General features: G+C 72.5%; 10 protein-coding genes. 5 read left to right on the forward strand and 5 right to left on the reverse strand.

The features are described 5' to 3' along the window. Positions 1 to 224: 224 nt before the first annotated feature. Positions 225 to 746, reverse strand: a complete 522-nt coding sequence (locus ACFWJO_RS18410) for a PaaI family thioesterase (RefSeq protein ID WP_386866307.1) — start codon at positions 744 to 746, stop codon at positions 225 to 227. Between the two features lie 136 nt (positions 747 to 882). Next, positions 883 to 3183 (reverse strand): FdhF/YdeP family oxidoreductase, encoded by a 2301-nt coding sequence (locus tag ACFWJO_RS18415; protein WP_386866309.1) that lies wholly within the window; start codon positions 3181 to 3183, stop codon positions 883 to 885. A 135-nt stretch (positions 3184 to 3318) separates the two neighbouring features. On the opposite strand from ACFWJO_RS18415, the gene polA reads away from it, so the two are divergent. Beyond that, positions 3319 to 6039 (forward strand): DNA polymerase I, encoded by a 2721-nt coding sequence (polA, locus tag ACFWJO_RS18420; protein ID WP_386866311.1) that lies wholly within the window; start codon positions 3319 to 3321, stop codon positions 6037 to 6039. Between the two features lie 601 nt (positions 6040 to 6640). Here polA and ACFWJO_RS18425 read toward each other — a convergent pair. Further along, positions 6641 to 7558, reverse strand: a complete 918-nt coding sequence (locus ACFWJO_RS18425; protein WP_386866313.1) for a DUF4184 family protein — start codon at positions 7556 to 7558, stop codon at positions 6641 to 6643. Positions 7559 to 7752: 194 nt separating this feature from the next. Here ACFWJO_RS18425 and ACFWJO_RS18430 point away from each other — a divergent pair, with 194 nt between their 5' ends. From ACFWJO_RS18430 to ACFWJO_RS18440, 3 genes are all read left to right on the forward strand, one after another. After that, entirely contained in the window at positions 7753 to 9495 is a 1743-nt protein-coding gene (locus tag ACFWJO_RS18430) for a lytic transglycosylase domain-containing protein (RefSeq protein WP_386866315.1), read from the forward strand. Positions 9496 to 9657: 162 nt separating this feature from the next. Continuing rightward, positions 9658 to 9798: an SPW_0924 family protein gene (locus tag ACFWJO_RS18435; protein ID WP_384419978.1), complete on the forward strand. Its 141-nt coding sequence runs from the start codon at positions 9658 to 9660 to the stop codon at positions 9796 to 9798. An 11-nt stretch (positions 9799 to 9809) separates the two neighbouring features. Further along, positions 9810 to 10772, forward strand: a complete 963-nt coding sequence (locus ACFWJO_RS18440) for a DUF3068 domain-containing protein (protein WP_386866317.1) — start codon at positions 9810 to 9812, stop codon at positions 10770 to 10772. Here ACFWJO_RS18440 and hrpB read toward each other — a convergent pair. Further along, entirely contained in the window at positions 10756 to 13320 is a 2565-nt protein-coding gene (gene hrpB / locus ACFWJO_RS18445; RefSeq protein ID WP_386866319.1) for an ATP-dependent helicase HrpB, read from the reverse strand. The genes ACFWJO_RS18440 and hrpB overlap by 17 nt on opposite strands. Before the next feature lie 116 nt (positions 13321 to 13436). Continuing rightward, positions 13437 to 14279: a class I SAM-dependent methyltransferase gene (locus ACFWJO_RS18450; RefSeq protein WP_386866321.1), complete on the reverse strand. Its 843-nt coding sequence runs from the start codon at positions 14277 to 14279 to the stop codon at positions 13437 to 13439. A gap of 361 nt (positions 14280 to 14640) precedes the next feature. Between ACFWJO_RS18450 and rpsA the strand changes: the two genes are divergently transcribed. Next, positions 14641 to 16134: a 30S ribosomal protein S1 gene (gene rpsA / locus ACFWJO_RS18455; RefSeq protein ID WP_031072721.1), complete on the forward strand. Its 1494-nt coding sequence runs from the start codon at positions 14641 to 14643 to the stop codon at positions 16132 to 16134. Positions 16135 to 16153 lie beyond the last annotated feature (19 nt).

Genomic DNA, 16153 nt, shown 5'->3' on the forward strand with positions numbered 1-16153 from the left:
ACGGCGGGACGGGGGCGAGGCCGAAGAGAAGCCGAGTCCGACGACGGCGGGGAGGGGTTCGGGGTCGGAGCGGGGGTGGGGGTGTCCGGACGTTTTGGCCTCCTCCACGAGCGAAGCGAAGTGGAGGTGGCAGTCCGGACACCCCCGCCCCCGCGGAGGCCCCGGACCCCGCAGGCCCACGGGTCTGAGGGCGCGGCGCCGTCGCCAGGGGGCGCCGGAACGGTCTAGGCGTCGGCGTCGGTGCCAGCGCCGTCGAGCCGCCCCGCCGCCGGCACGTTGCCCGCGTCCTTCTCGCCGATCTCCCGCAGCATGCAGGTAAGCCGTGCCGAGCAGACCCTCTTGTCCTGCTCGTCAGTGATCACGATCTCGTACGTGGCGGTCGACCGCCCCCGGTGCACCGGCGTCGCGACACCCGTCACCAGACCGCTGCGCACCCCACGGTGGTGCGTGCAGTTCAGATCCACGCCCACGGCGATCCGGGACACCCCACCATGCAGCATCGAACCGATCGAGCCCAGGGTCTCGGCGAGCACCGCAGAGGCGCCGCCGTGCAGCAGACCGTACGGCTGGGTGTTGCCCTCCACCGGCATGGTGCCGACCACCCGCTCCGCCGAGGCCTCGACGATCTGCACGCCCATCCGGTTGCCCAGGTGCCCGGCCGAGAAGAGCGCCGGCAGGTCCACGCCGAGCGAGGCGTACTCGTCGATGACCTCCTGCGGGAACTTCACATGCTGCTGCTCACCCATCGCCGGGCTCCGTTCGTCGTCGTACGGCTGGTCTCTCGCTGACTCGATGCTCGATCAAGGCTCGATCCCTCAAGGCTCGATCCCTCAAGGCTCGATCCCCCGAGGCTCGATCACTCCGAGCCGCCTGAGCAAACGCTTAGGCGGACTCGGATTGTTCCAGACGCACGATCACGGACTTGCTGGCGGGGGTGTTGCTGACGTCGGCCGTCGACTCCAGCGGCACGAGCACGTTCGTCTCCGGGTAGTAGGCCGCCGCGCAGCCCCGGGCCGTCGGATAGTGCACCACCCGGAAACCGGGCGCCCGCCGCTCGCTGCCGTCGGTCCACTCGCTCACCAGATCCGCGTACGCCCCGTCCGCGAAGCCGAGCGCCGCCGCGTCCTCTGGGTGGACCAGAACCACCCGGCGGCCGCCCGTGATGCCCCGGTAACGGTCGTCCAGACCGTAGATGGTGGTGTTGTACTGGTCGTGCGAGCGCAGCGTCTGCAGCAGCAGCCGGCCCTCCGGCACCCTCGGGTACTCCACGGGCGCCGCCGTGAAGTTCGCCTTGCCGGTCCTGGTCGGGAAGCGGCGCTCGTCGCGCGGCGCGTGCGGCAGCGCGAAGCCGCCCGGGTCGGCGGCCAGCCGTGCGTTGAAGTCCTCGAAACCGGGCACCACGCGCGCGATGCGGTCGCGGATCCGCGCGTAGTCCGCCTCGAACTCCTCCCACGGCGTCGCCGAACCCTCGCCCAGGACCGCCCGCGCCATCCGCGCCACGATCGCCGGCTCGGACAGGAGGTGCGGGCTCGCCGGCGGCAGATTGCCGCGCGAGGCGTGCACCAGCCCCATCGAGTCCTCGACCGTCACGAACTGCGCAGTGCCTTTTCCACCGAGAGTGCTCTTCCGCACGTCCTTGTCCGTGCGGCCGAGCGTCGGCAGGATCAGCGCGCGCGTGCCGGTGACCGCGTGTGAGCGGTTCAGCTTCGTCGACACGTGCACCGTCAGGCGGGCGTTCCGCATCGCCGCCTCGGTGACGTCCGTGTCCGGCGTCGCCCCGACGAAGTTCCCGCCCATGGCGAAGAAGACCTTCGCCTCGCCGTCGCGCAGCGCCTGGATGGAACGCACCACGTCGAAGCCGTGGTGGCGCGGCGAGACGATCCCGAACTCCTTGTCCAGGGCGTCGAGGAAGGCCGGTGCCGGCCGCTCGAAGATGCCCATGGTGCGGTCGCCCTGCACGTTCGAATGACCCCGCACCGGGCACACGCCGGCACCCGGCCGCCCGATGTTGCCGCGCAGCAGCAGGAAGTTGACCACTTCGCGGATGGTCGGCACGGAGTGCTTGTGCTGGGTGAGCCCCATCGCCCAGCAGACGATGGTCCGCTCCGAGGCGAGCACCATCTCCAGGGCCCGCTCGATCTCGGCCCGGGACAGACCGGTCGCCGCCAGCGTCTCGTCCCAGTCGGCCGCCTTCGCGGCCGCGGCGAACTCCTCGTACCCGTGGGTGTGCTCCCGTACGAAGGCCTCGTCGACCGCCCCCTCCGTCTCCAGCACCAGCTTGTTGAGCAGGCGGAAGAGGGCCTGGTCGCCGCCGATGCGGATCTGCAGGAAGAGGTCGGTGAGCGCGGCGCCCCTGATCATGCCCTGCGCCGTCTGCGGGTTCTTGAACCGCTCCAGACCGGCCTCGGGCAGCGGGTTCACCGAGATGATCCGCGCGCCGGCCGCCTTCGCCTTTTCCAGGGCCGAGAGCATCCGCGGATGGTTCGTCCCGGGGTTCTGCCCGGCCACGACGATCAGGTCGGCCCGGTGCAGGTCCTCCAGGGACACGCTGCCCTTGCCGACGCCGATCGTCTCGGTCAGTGCCGAGCCCGAGGACTCGTGGCACATGTTCGAGCAGTCCGGCAGGTTGTTGGTGCCGAACTCGCGGGCGAACAGCTGGAGCAGGAACGCGGCCTCGTTGCTGGTCCGGCCCGAGGTGTAGAACAGGGCCTCGTCGGGGGAGGAGAGCGCCGTCAGCTCCTCCGCGATGATCGAGAAGGCCCGTTCCCAGCTCACCGGCTCGTACCGGTCGCCGCCCTCCGGCAGATACATCGGCTGCGTGATCCGGCCCTGCTGGCCCAGCCAGTAGCCACTGCGCGTCGCCAGGTCCGCCACCGGGTGCGCGGCGAAGAACTCCGGCGTCACCCGGCGCAGCGTCGCCTCCTCGGCGACCGCCTTCGCCCCGTTCTCGCAGAACTCCGCCACGTGCCGCTTGTCGGCCTCGGGCCAGGCGCAGCCGGGACAGTCGAAGCCGTCCTTCTGGTTGACCTTGAGCAGCGTCCGCGCGGTGCGCCGCACGCCCATCTGCGCCTGCGCGATCCGCAGGGTGTGCGCGACGGCGGGCAGCCCGGCCGCGGCGTGCTGCGGCGCCGCGACCTGCGGCGCGTCCTGGACCGGGTCGCCGACGGGCGGCTTGCTGACCATCGCGCTCTCCCTTGAGCGGTGACGAGTGTCGTACGTCTCCGATCCTGTCACGGACCACCGACAGCCGGGGCCCCCGCCCCGGCGCGGTCGTCCTGCGCGGCGGGGAATGTCAGTGGGCCGTGGGAGGATCGTCCCGTGGCTGAGACAGCATCGAAGAAGACCGAGAAGACCGACGAGAAGCGCCCCCGGCTCATGCTCATGGACGGGCATTCGCTGGCGTACCGGGCGTTCTTCGCGCTGCCCGCGGAGAACTTCACCACCGCGACCGGGCAGCCGACGAACGCGATCTACGGATTCGCGTCGATGCTGGCGAACACTCTCCGCGACGAGGCGCCCACGCACTTCGCCGTCGCGTTCGACGTGTCCCGCAAGACCTGGCGCTCCGACGAGTTCCCCGAGTACAAGGCGAACCGCTCCAAGACGCCCGACGAGTTCAAGGGCCAGGTCGAGCTGATCGGCGAGCTGCTCGACGCGATGCACGCCCCGCGCTTCGCGGTCGACGGCTTCGAGGCGGACGACGTCATCGCCACCCTCGCCACCCAGGCGGAGGCCGAGGGCTTCGAGGTCCTGATCGTCACCGGCGACCGGGACTCCTTCCAGCTGGTCAGCGAGCACACCACGGTCCTCTACCCCACCAAGGGCGTCTCCGAGCTGACCCGCTTCACCCCGGAGAAGGTCCAGGAGAAGTACGGGCTCTCGCCCTCGCAGTACCCGGACTTCGCTGCCCTGCGCGGCGACCCGTCGGACAACCTGCCCGGCATCCCCGGCGTCGGTGAGAAGACCGCCGCGAAGTGGATCAACCAGTTCGGGTCCTTCGCCGAGCTGGTGGAGCGCGCCGAGGAGGTCAAGGGCAAGGCAGGCCAGAACCTCCGTGACCATCTGGAGTCGGTGAAGCTCAACCGCCGCCTCACCGAGATGGTCCGCGACGTCGAGCTGTCGAAGACCGTGGCGGACCTGGCCCGCGCGCCGTACGACCGCACGGCCGTCGCGCTCGTCCTCGACACCCTGGAGATCCGCAACCCCTCGCTGCGCGAGCGGCTCCTCGCCGTCGACCCCGGCGCCGCCGAGGAGGCCGCCCCGGCCCCCGCGCCCGGTGTCGCGCTCGACTTCACCGTCCTCGGCACCGGCGAGCTCGCCGGCTGGCTCGCCGAGCACGGCGACCAGCCCCTCGGCATCGCCACCGTCGACAGCTGGGCCCTCGGCACCGGGAACGTCTCGGAGATCGCCCTCGCCGCCGGCGACGGCGCCGCGGCCTGGTTCGACCCGAGCGAGCTGGACGAGGCGGACGAGCAGGCCTGGTCGGCGTGGATCGCCGACCCGGCCCGGCCCAAGGTGATGCACAACGCCAAGGGCGCCATGCGGGTCTTCCCCGAGCACGGCTGGAGCGTCGCCGGCGTCACCATGGACACCGCGCTCGCCGCGTACCTGGTGAAGCCCGGCCGCCGCTCCTTCGCCCTGGACGCGCTGTCCGTCGAGTACCTGGGACGCGAGCTCGCGCCCGCCGCGGCCGCCGACGGCCAGCTCGCGTTCGGCGCCGACGACACCGCCGAGGCCGAGGCCCTGATGAGCCAGGCCCGGGCGGTGCTGGATCTCGGCGCGGCCTTCGAGGAGAAGCTCGTCGAGGTGGGCGCCAAGGACCTCCTCCACGAGGTCGAACTGCCCACCTCGATCCTCCTCGCCCGCCTGGAGCGGCACGGCATCGCCGCCGACCGGGACCACCTGGAGGCCCTGGAGCAGCAGTTCGCGGGCGCGGTGCAGCAGGCGGTCAAGGAGGCCCACGCCTCCGTCGGCCACGAGTTCAACCTCGGCTCGCCCAAGCAGCTCCAGGAGGTCTTCTTCGGCGAGCTCAACCTGCCGAAGACCAAGAAGACCAAGACCGGCTACACGACGGACGCCGACGCGCTGGCCTGGCTGGCCGGCCAGACCGAGCACGAGCTCCCGGTGATCATGCTCCGCCACCGCGAGCAGGCCCGCCTGCGGTCCACGGTCGAGGGCCTGATCAAGACCGTCGCGGCGGACGGCCGCATCCACACCACCTTCAGCCAGACCGTCGCCGCCACGGGCCGCCTCTCCTCCACCGACCCCAACCTGCAGAACGTGCCGGTGCGGACGGACGAGGGCCGCGCCATCCGGCACGGCTTCGTGGTCGGCGAGGGCTTCGAGGCCCTGATGACCGCCGACTACAGCCAGATCGAGCTGCGCGTCATGGCCCACCTCTCCGAGGACGAGGGCCTGATCGAGGCCTTCACCTCGGGCGAGGACCTGCACACCACGGTCGCCTCGCAGGTCTTCGGCGTCGAGCGGTCCGCCGTCGACGCCGAGATGCGCCGCAAGATCAAGGCCATGTCGTACGGCCTGGCGTACGGCCTGTCGGCCTTCGGCCTCTCCCAGCAGCTGGGCATCGAACCGGCCGAGGCCCGCGGTCTGATGGACACGTACTTCGAGCGCTTCGGCGGTGTGCGCGACTATCTCCGCCGGGTCGTCGACGAGGCCCGGGCCACCGGCTACACCGAGACGATGCTCGGCCGCCGCCGCTACCTTCCGGACCTCAACAGCGACAACCGCCAGCGCCGCGAGGCCGCCGAGCGCATGGCGCTCAACGCCCCGATCCAGGGCACCGCCGCGGACATCGTCAAGGTCGCGATGCTGAACGTGGACCGCGCACTCCGGGAGGCGGGCCTCGCGTCCCGCATGCTCCTCCAGGTCCACGACGAAATCGTCCTGGAACTCGCCCCGGGCGAACGCGCCGAGGTCGAATCCCTCGTCCGCGCCCAGATGTCCACGGCAGTGGACCTCCGCGCCCCCCTGGACGTCTCGGTAGGCGTAGGCACCGACTGGGACTCAGCAGCCCACTGACAAGACGGCAGGAAACCGCCCGCACCCGAGAAGCCCCGCGCCCTGCGGGACCCGGGCCCTGCGGGATCCGGGCCCTGCGGGATCCGGGCCCTGCGGGATCCGGGCCCTACGGGACCCGCGCCCAACGGGGCCCGGGTCCCGCGGCCCCGGACCTTATAGGGCCCGCGCGTCACGGGGCCCCGCCCTACAGGACCCAAGCCCCACGGGGGCCCGCGCCTCATGCGGCGCGGGCCCCTGCCGGTCGCAGTGCCAACCCCGCCAACCCTCTCCGGACGCGCCGTCGGCCCCCGCTCGACGCGGCGGGGACCGCGCCCGCCTGTGGGGCTCGCCTAGTCCTGGGGGCCTCGTCCCGTCCTGCGGGGCGGTGCCCATATGCCTGGCCTCGGCCCGGCGCACCTCCGTGTGGGCATTCGTCCCGCTGGGGCGGGACGGGTGGGCACACGGGACGGCGCCCTCGGCGGGCGCCTCCGCCCCCTGTTCCTGCCCGCACCGCCAGAGCGCCGCGCCCTCCGTGTGGCTAGCCGTTCAGGCGTGGAAGCCCAGGCCCGGCAAGCGGCGCCCCGGAGGCGCGGCGGCTCGCGGCTTCACCCCGCCGGAGGCGTCAGCGCGGTCCCGGACGGGAGTGCTCCGGCCGCCGCCCCGACGCCGGATCGTCCGTACGGAGACGGAGACCCTCCGCACGAGGAGCCGGCCGTGACGCCGACCGCGCCTCCGGCCGTGACGCGGCCCACACCCGCACCCCCGCCCCGTACAACAGCACGCCGAGAAGCAGCCCCGAACCGGCCCCGAAGCAGATCGTCGGGATGATGTCCACGGGCGTGCCGATGCCGCCCCAGTACGCGTAGAAGCGCTGCACCCGGTGGATCACCCCGGCCAGCACGCACGCCCCGATGACGCCCACCGCGAGCAGCAGCCCGCGCCGGCCGAGGACCGGCACCCGCGCGGGCCGGTGCCCGCCGGCGGGCACCGCGCGCAGCGCCCGCAGGGTGAACCAGCCCAGCAGGACCAGCGCCAGCGCCGAACCGCCGTACTGCGCGTACAGATAGACGGGGAATCCGCCCACCACCTCGCCGAGTACCGGGATCAGCCGGGTGCCCCAGCGGTCGAGATGGGTGAAGGCGTCCCACACGACGTGCGTGGTCGCGCCGACAGCCGCCGACACGGCGAACCAGCCCGCGAGCGCCACCCGGCGGCGCTCCCGCCACGACCGGCCGCGCACGAAGCCGTACACCCGCCCCTGCCACCGCCCCGGAAGCAGCGCCACCAGCGGCTCACGCACCATCAGCCACAGCGCCACCACCACGGCGGTGATGAGCACGTCCACCGTGACGACTCCGAGAAAGGAGTGCGTCACGTTCCCGAACTGCATCGCGCCGGGCACGACAGAAGCGGCGAAGTAGGTCATGTCGGGTGAGAACGAGCCCGCCACCAGGGCCGACGCCACCAACGGGCCCCGGGCCGTGGCGTCCCGCCGGAGTGCCGGCAGCACCGCTGCGGCATGACTGAGCGTGAAAGGCACCGAGCTCCCCCTCGTCCGATGTGCCAGCCAAGTATTCCTGACCGTCCCGAGCAGAAAGCCCGGACGGCCAAGTGGTGACGAAACCGTGAAACACGGTCAGGGCCCGGTGTGCCGGGCGTCGGAGTTGGCATAGGGTCGGCGGGTCGGACTCGCGCGGGGAGCGCGGACGAGGGACTCGGGGAGGGACCACACGTATGGCAGCGCACTTGGGCCGCCGGCTGCGCAGGGGAGCCACCAGCGGTGCGGTGGTGGCCGCGGCGGTCGCGGCGCTCGCCGCCTCGCAGGGGCCGGGCACGACTCAGCCGCCCGCCGACGGCGCGAGCGGTGACCTGCCGATCGGGGCCGGCGACAGCACCGCGCCGCCGGACGGCTCGGCCTCCGGCGACTCGCCGTACTACACCGAGCTCCCTCCGCTGAACACGCCCAACAAGCCGGGCGCTCCCAGCAGCACGCTGCCGATCATCACCGGCCCCGCGGAGGCCGGCATACCCGCGTCCGTCCTCGCCGCCTACCAGCGCGCCGAGCAGTCGATACGCTCCACCGACCCCGACTGCAACCTGCCCTGGCAGCTGCTCGCCGGCATCGGCAAGGTCGAGTCCGGTCAGGCGCGCGGCGGAGCCGTCGACGCCAACGGCACCACGAACTCGCCGATCCTCGGCCCGGTCCTCAACGGCGTCGGGTTCGCCAACATCTCCGACACCGACAACGGCGCCTACGACGGCGACAGCACGCACGACCGGGCGGTCGGCCCGATGCAGTTCATCCCGTCCACCTGGGCCACCTGGGGCCAGGACGCCAACGGCGACGGGAAGAAGGACCCGAACAACATCTACGACGCGGCCCAGGCCGCCGGTCTCTACCTCTGCGCCAACGGCCGCAACCTCGCCGTCAAGGCCGACCTGGACCAGGCGGTCCTCAGCTACAACCGCTCGCGGGAGTACCTGAACACCGTCCTGTCCTGGTTCGAGTACTACAAGCGCGGCACCCACCAGGTGCCCGACGGCACCGGTGTGCTCCCGGGCAACCGCAGCGACAACCCGGGCACCAGGCCCGGCGCCCGTCCGACGCCGACGGCCCCCGCGTCGCCGAAGCCGACCGCGCCGAAGCCGACCCCGTCCAAGCCGGCCGAGCCGACGCCCACCAAGCCGACCACGCCGCCCACCACCGACCCGGCGGCCAAGGTGGTGCGCCTGACCAGGGACGGCGCCACCAGCCTCAGGGCCACCGCCGGCGGCACCTTCGTCACGAGGCCGACGGTGCTCGCCGTCGACCTGGCCGGCAGGCCGGTCGCCGGTGTCCAGGTGCGCTTCCGGATCACCGGCGAGACGGACGCCCGCTTCGCCGTCGGTGCGCGCGAGGTCACCGCCGTCACCGGGTCGAGCGGCAAGGCCGTCGCGCCGTCACTGAAGGCCGGCGAACTGACCGGCGGCTTCGCGGTCAGCGCCACCGTCGTGGGCCGCGCCCTGAACGCGGTCGAGTTCACCGCCACCGTCACCGAGCGCTCCGCCGACACCCTCACCCACGTCGACGCCAAGGAGCTCGCCGCCACCACCGGCGCCACCGTCACCGGCCCGGTGACGGTCAAGGCCACCGACGGCGGGGCCGCCGCGGCCGGTGTCGCCCTCACCGCCACGTTCGTCACGTCGGCGACCGACCCGCAGCCCGCCACCGACGGCCCCTACTTCAAGGCCGCCGACGGCACCGCCGTGCGCACCCTGACCGGTCTGACGACCCGCGCCGACGGCACGTACGAGCTGCCGGAGATCTACGCGGGCGACAAGGCCGGCACCTTCCTGCTGCGGCTGACCGCGCCGGGCGGCGGCACGGCGACGATCACGATCAAGGTCACCGCCCCGGCGCCCGAGCCGACGCCGACCCCGACGCCGTCGCCCTCCTCGTCGACCGGCGGCACTCCGGAGCCCACGCCGACCTCCTGACCTCCCGAGGTCTCCGCTCGTCACCGCCCGCCGCCCTCGTGTCCCCGCCGGACGCGAGGGCGGCGCCCGTGTTCCGGGTGCAACGTGTTCTCATCTCGCGGCGACGTTGCTACGGTGCCCCCGCCCTGACGCCGTATCAGATCGAGCACCGGGAGGCCGACCTTGCGCGCTCTTGCCGCCGCCGCCATCGGACTCGTTCCCGTCCTCCTGTTCATCCTCCTCGTCTCCTTCGTCGATCTGCCGCCGGACGGGCCCACCTCGCCGCAGCCCCTGCTCACCGCCGATCCCGGCCCCAAGAAGTGAGGGGCCGTCCGATGCGCCGCCGCGCCAGCCTCGTCCTGCTCTCCTTCGCTGTCTTCTTCGCCGCCATGGCCCCCACGATGCGCTGGTACGCCTTCCCCCGCCTGGCCAAGATCCCGCCGAACCAGTACCAGGAGACGGTCCTGGAGGCGAAGCCCGCGACCCTGCTCGACTACTCCACCCTCAAGGCCGAGAAGGTCGACAAGATCACCATCGTCCAGACCCTCAAGGGCAACGTGGAGGAGTCGAAGAAGATCGAACGCGACGCCGGCCGCGACGTCGTCGTCTGGGACTCGCTCTCCTACGTCCTCGGCCCCGACGGCAAGATGGTCTCCAAGATCCCCGAGCGCTACATCTTCGACGCCCACACCCAGGACCCGGTCCACGCCACCGGCGAGACGGTCGACGGCGACCCGGTCCGCCGCGAGGGCATCGAGTTCAAGTGGCCCTTCCTCACCGAGAAGCGGGACTACCAGTACTTCGACGCCCAGACCCGCACCTCCGCCCCGATCCACTACAAGGGCACCCGCACCTTCCGCGGCCTGGAGGTCTACTACTTCGAGCAGACCGTCCCCTGGACCAAGGTCCCCATGCCCAAGACGATGCCTATCGACATCGCCCCCGACGTCCTCGCCAGGACCGGCCTCACCCGCTGGTACACCACCAAGCGCATGTTCTGGATCGACCCGGTCACCGGCGCTCCCGTCAACGGCGAGGAGATCCACAAGGAGGAGCTCCGCAACGCCCGCGCCCTGATGGGCCAGGACACCGTCACCGTCTTCGAGGGCCACGTGAAGATGCGCGAGGACTACATCGCCTACGTCGTCGACCTGGTCGAAGGCAACCGGCTGATGGTCCTGATGCTCGTCTCCTATCTCCCGTGGACCTTCACCGTCCTCGCCCTCCTCCTGCTCGCCCTCTCCTTCTGGCTCGAAGCCCGCTCCCGCCGCCCGGCGCCCGTCACCGCTCCCGCCTGAGCCGGGCGCTGGTGTGGCGGGTCGGCTCCGCCGACGAAGGGTCCTCCGGCCACGGATGCTTCGGATAACGGCCCCGCAGCTCCGCCCGCACCGCCCGGTAGCCGTCCCGCCAGAACGAGGCCAGATCGGACGTCACGGCCGCCGGCCGCCCGGCGGGGGAGAGCAGATGCACCAGGACCGGGACCCCGGCCACCCGCGGCGTCTCCGCGAGCCCGAACATCTCCTGGAGCTTCACCGCCAGCACCGGCCGCTCCCCGCCGTACTCCACCCGTATCCGCGAACCGCTCGGCACCTCGATCCGCTCCGGCGCCAGCTCGTCAAGGCGCAGCGCCTCACCGGTCGCCCACGGCAACAGCCGCCGCAACCCCTCACCGGCGTCGATCCGCCCCAGATCGGCCCGCCGGCGCGCCCGCGACAGCTCCGGCTCCAGCCAGTCGGCCACCCGGCCCAGCAGCGCCTCCTCCGACACGTCCGGCCACGGCTCGCCCAACTCCCGGTGGAGGAAGGCCAGCCGGTCGCGCAGCTCCTCCGCGTCCCGACCCCAGCGCAGCAGCCCGGTGCCCTCGCGGCGCAGCCCGTCGAGCAGCGCCTCCCGCACCAGCGCCGGATCCGCGTCCTCCCGCAGCGGCCGGACCGTCAGCTCCACCGCCCCGAGCCGCTCCACCGACCGGGCCACCACGTCGCCGTCCTCCCAGCGGACCTCCTCGCCCGCGCTCAGCAGATGCCCCGCAGCGCGCCGCGCCACCTCCTCGTCCACCACGGCGGCCAGTCGCACCCGCGCCGTGGCGCTCTGCGCTGTACGGTCCGCCACCGCGACGGCCAGCCACGGACTCGACCGCAGCCCCGAGCCCTCGGCCAGCCGCGCCCCCGTGCCCGACACCATCAGCAGGCCGCCCTGCTCGCGCGCCCGCGCCACCCGCTCCGGGAACGCCAGGGCCGTCACCAGACCCGCCGCCGCGTCCTCCGCGCCGCCCGCCGCGGAAGACCCGGTCCGCCCGCCGCCCGCGCCGCCGGCCTCCTCGCCGGCCGAGCGCTCGAGCCGCCGGACCTCCGCCTTCCAGCGCGCCGCGTACCCGTCGCCGCCCCGGCGCGCCTCGCGCCAGGCCGCCGCCAGATCGTCCCCGTACTCCCGGGGCGGTTCCTCGCTGAGCAGCGCCACCACCTCCGCCGCCCGCCGCGCCCCGACCTCGGGCGCCCCGTCGAGAAGAGCCCTGCCGAGCCGCGGATGCAGTCCGAGCCGGGACATCCGCACGCCGCGGTCCGTGGCCCGGCCTTCCTCGTCCACGGCCCCGATCGCCGTGAGGACCTGCCGGGCCGCCGCCATCGCCCCGGCCGGCGGCGCGTCGAGCAGTGCGAGCCCGGCAGCCGACGGATCGCCCCAGCACGCGGCCCGCAGGGCGAAGTCGGCCAGGTCGGCGACCTTGATCTCGGGTGCGGGGAAACGCGCGAGCCGTGCGTCCTCCGCCGGGGACCAGCAGCGGTACACCGTCCCGAAGCCCTCGCGCCCGGCCCGGCCCGTGCGCTGGGTCGCGACCGCGACCGACACCGGCACCGTCGCCAGCGAGCCGAGGCCCCGCGCGTGGTCCATGCGCGGCTCCCGGGAAAGCCCGGAGTCCACCACGATCCGCACTCCGGGCACCGTCAGGCTCGACTCCGCCACCGAGGTCGCCAGCACCACCCGGCGCCGCCCGCCCGGCCCGGCTCCCCGCAGCACCGCGTCCTGCACCGCCGCCGGAGCCCGCCCGTGCAGCTGCAGCACCTCGGCGTCCAGGTCCGCGAGCAGCCCCGCGGTCCTGGCGATCTCCCCGGTGCCCGGCAGGAAGCAGAGCAGATCGCCCTCGTGCCGCTCCAGGGCCTCCCGGACGGTGGCCGCGACGTGGCGCAGCAGCGCGGGGTCCACCCAGGTGCCGTGCGCCGGCCGCACACCGGACGGCGGCGGCGCGAAGTGGATCGCGGAGCCGTGGATCCTGCCCTCGGCCCGCACGACCGGCGCCGGGCCGCCGCTGCCGTCCAGGACCGTCAGCAGATTCGCCCACGCCTCCGCGTCGCTCGTCGCCGACGCCGCGATCAGCTTCAGCTCCGGCCGCAGCGCCGCCCGCACGTCCACCAGGAACGCCAGCGCCGTGTCCGCGTCCAGATGCCGCTCGTGGCACTCGTCGAGCAGCACCACGTCCACGCCGGACAGCTCCGGGTCGCGCTGGAGCCGCTGGAGCAGCACTCCCGTGGTCACCACCTCGACCCGGGTCGCCGGCCCGGCCCGCCGCTCTCCGCGCACGGAGAATCCGACGGCCCCGCCGACGTCCTCGCCCAGCAGCCAGGCCATCCGCCGTGCCGCCGCCCGCACCGCCATCCGGCGCGGCTCGGCCACCAGCACCCGTCGCTCCGGCCCGTCCCCTATGAGTCCCGCGAGCGCCAGCGGGACCAGCGTGGTCTTGCCGGTCCCGGGCGGGGAGTGCAGCACGGCCGTGCCGCGCTCCTCGAGCGCGCTCAGCAGCTCGGGGACGGCATGGCGGACGGGAAGCAGGTCGAGTGCGTCGTTTCGGATCACGTGGCAAGTCTCGTACGCCGGGCCGACCGGCTGCGTCCGGTTGTCCACAGGCACCACCGATTCGTATGACTAATGGTGGTGCGGCGGCCGGTCGCGCCCCCGGCCCCTCGCCGGACTCAGTCGTCCGCGCGCTCGCACACGAAGATCGCCGTACCCGGGATCAGGTTGCCGCGCAGCGGGGACCAGCCGCCCCATTCCTGGCTGTTCCAGGCCGGCCACTCGGGCTCCACCAGGTCCAGCAGCCGGAAACCGCCGGCCACCACGTCCCGCACCCGGTCCCCGATCGTCCGGTGGTGCTCGACGTAGACCGCGCGTCCTCGCTCGTCCTGCTCCACGTACGGCGTCCGGTCGAAGTAGGAGGCGGCGACCGACAGCCCCTCCGGCCCCGGCTCGTCCGGGAAGGCCCAGCGGATCGGGTGGGTCACCGAGAAGACCCACCGCCCGCCCGGCCGCAGCACCCGGCGGACCTCGCGGAAGACCCGTACCGGATCCGCCACGAACGGCACCGCGCCGTACGCCGAGCAGGCCAGGTCGAAGCTGCCGTCGCGGAACGGCAGCGCCCCCGCGTCCGCCTCCACCAGCGGCACCTCGCCGCCGATCCGCAGCGCGTGCTGCAACTGGCGGTGCGAGAGGTCAAGCGCCACCGGCCGGGCGCCCTGGGCGGCCAGCCAGCGCGAGCACTGCGCCGCGCCCGCGCCGATCTCCAGCACGGCGAGGCCCTTCAGCGAGCCGGCCGGGCCGAGCAGCCCCGCCTCCGCCTCGTCCAGACCCTCCGGGCCCCACACGAACCGGTCGTCCCCGAGGAACGCGCCGTGCTCGCTCTGGTACTCGTCGGCGTTGCGGTCCCACCAGCTCCGGCTCGCCCGGCTGCTCTCCGCGTCCCCGGCGTCACGGCGGGTCGCCTCCGCCTCGTCCTCGAGCCCGCCGGGACCGTCTTCCTGTCCGTACTCTTGGTTCATCTCGCCCGTCGATGTAGTTTGCGCTCAGAGCCGCGAGCGGGTGCGCGTCGAGGCTCGCCCGTGGCCAGGATGGCCTGGGCCGACATGAGTTGTGCCGGGTATGCGGCGATCCGCCCCGGGTGTGCGCTTCGCGCATTGACCCTGTCCGGCCGCCCCCGTATGCTAAAGGTTGCGCTGCGGGCCTGCGCGCCTCAGACGGAGCAGGCCGCGCTCGCATCTGTTGTATGTCCCCTCGGTTCTCGAGGCGCCGCCCTTCACCGGGCCAGGTGCTTCCTTTGCTGTCCGGCTTCTTCAGCTGCGATACGGGCTCTCGGCGTAGCAGTACCTACGACTTCATGTCCGTACCGGAGCCCTTTCCCACATGACGAGCAGCACCGAGACCACCGCCACCACCCCGCAGGTTGCGGTCAACGACATCGGTAACGAGGAAGCCTTCCTCGCCGCGATCGACGAGACGATCAAGTACTTCAACGACGGCGACATCGTCGACGGCGTCATCGTGAAGGTCGACCGGGACGAGGTCCTGCTCGACATCGGTTACAAGACCGAAGGTGTCATCCCGAGCCGCGAGCTCTCGATCAAGCACGACGTCGACCCGAACGAGGTCGTCAAGGTCGGCGACGAGATCGAGGCCCTGGTTCTCCAGAAGGAGGACAAGGAAGGCCGCCTGATCCTCTCGAAGAAGCGCGCCCAGTACGAGCGTGCCTGGGGCACCATCGAGAAGATCAAGGAAGAGGACGGCATCGTCACCGGTACCGTCATCGAGGTCGTCAAGGGTGGTCTCATCCTCGACATCGGCCTCCGCGGCTTCCTCCCGGCCTCCCTGGTCGAGATGCGTCGTGTCCGCGACCTCCAGCCCTACGTGGGCAAGGAGCTCGAGGCGAAGATCATCGAGCTGGACAAGAACCGCAACAACGTGGTCCTGTCCCGCCGCGCCTGGCTCGAGCAGACCCAGTCCGAGGTCCGCCAGACCTTCCTCACGACCCTCCAGAAGGGTCAGGTCCGCTCCGGCGTCGTGTCCTCGATCGTCAACTTCGGTGCCTTCGTGGACCTGGGTGGCGTCGACGGTCTCGTGCACGTCTCCGAGCTGTCCTGGAAGCACATCGACCACCCGTCCGAGGTCGTCGAGGTCGGCCAGGAGGTCACCGTCGAGGTTCTCGACGTGGACATGGACCGCGAGCGCGTCTCCCTGTCGCTGAAGGCGACCCAGGAGGACCCGTGGCAGCAGTTCGCCCGTACCCACCAGATCGGCCAGGTCGTCCCGGGTAAGGTCACCAAGCTGGTTCCGTTCGGTGCGTTCGTCCGCGTGGACGAGGGCATCGAGGGTCTGGTCCACATCTCCGAGCTGGCCGAGCGCCACGTGGAGATCCCGGAGCAGGTCGTCCAGGTCAACGACGAGATCTTCGTCAAGGTCATCGACATCGACCTCGAGCGCCGTCGCATCAGCCTCTCGCTGAAGCAGGCCAACGAGTCCTTCGGTGCCGACCCGGCCTCGGTCGAGTTCGACCCGACCCTGTACGGCATGGCCGCGTCCTACGACGACCAGGGCAACTACATCTACCCCGAGGGCTTCGACCCGGAGACCAACGACTGGCTGCCGGGCTACGAGGCCCAGCGCGAGGCGTGGGAGACCCAGTACGCCGAGGCGCAGCAGCGCTTCGAGCAGCACCAGGCCCAGGTCATCAAGTCCCGCGAGGCCGACGAGGCCGCCGCTGCCGAGGGTGGCGCCGCCGCTCCGGCCGCCGCGCCGACCGGTGGCTCCTACTCCTCGGAGTCGGACGACAACTCCGGCGCCCTGGCGTCGGACGAGGCCCTCGCCGCCCTGCGCGAGAAGCTGGCCGGCGGCCAGAGCTGAATCCGGCTCTCCGCTGAGC

The organism is Streptomyces sp. NPDC127092 (assembly GCF_042722475.1).
Classification (GTDB): Bacteria; Actinomycetota; Actinomycetes; order Streptomycetales; family Streptomycetaceae; genus Streptomyces.

Excerpts from the sequence above, each read along its gene's own strand:
- ACFWJO_RS18415 (WP_386866309.1), bottom strand. The coding sequence starts at position 3,183 with ATGGTCAGCAAGCCGCCCGTCGGCGACCCGGTCCAGGACGCGCCGCAG.
- rpsA (WP_031072721.1), top strand. The coding sequence starts at position 14,641 with ATGACGAGCAGCACCGAGACCACCGCCACCACCCCGCAGGTTGCGGTC.
- ACFWJO_RS18440 (WP_386866317.1), top strand. The coding sequence starts at position 9,810 with ATGCGCCGCCGCGCCAGCCTCGTCCTGCTCTCCTTCGCTGTCTTCTTC.
- ACFWJO_RS18430 (WP_386866315.1), top strand. The coding sequence starts at position 7,753 with ATGGCAGCGCACTTGGGCCGCCGGCTGCGCAGGGGAGCCACCAGCGGT.
- ACFWJO_RS18450 (WP_386866321.1), bottom strand. The coding sequence starts at position 14,279 with ATGAACCAAGAGTACGGACAGGAAGACGGTCCCGGCGGGCTCGAGGAC.
- ACFWJO_RS18410 (WP_386866307.1), bottom strand. The coding sequence starts at position 746 with ATGGGTGAGCAGCAGCATGTGAAGTTCCCGCAGGAGGTCATCGACGAG.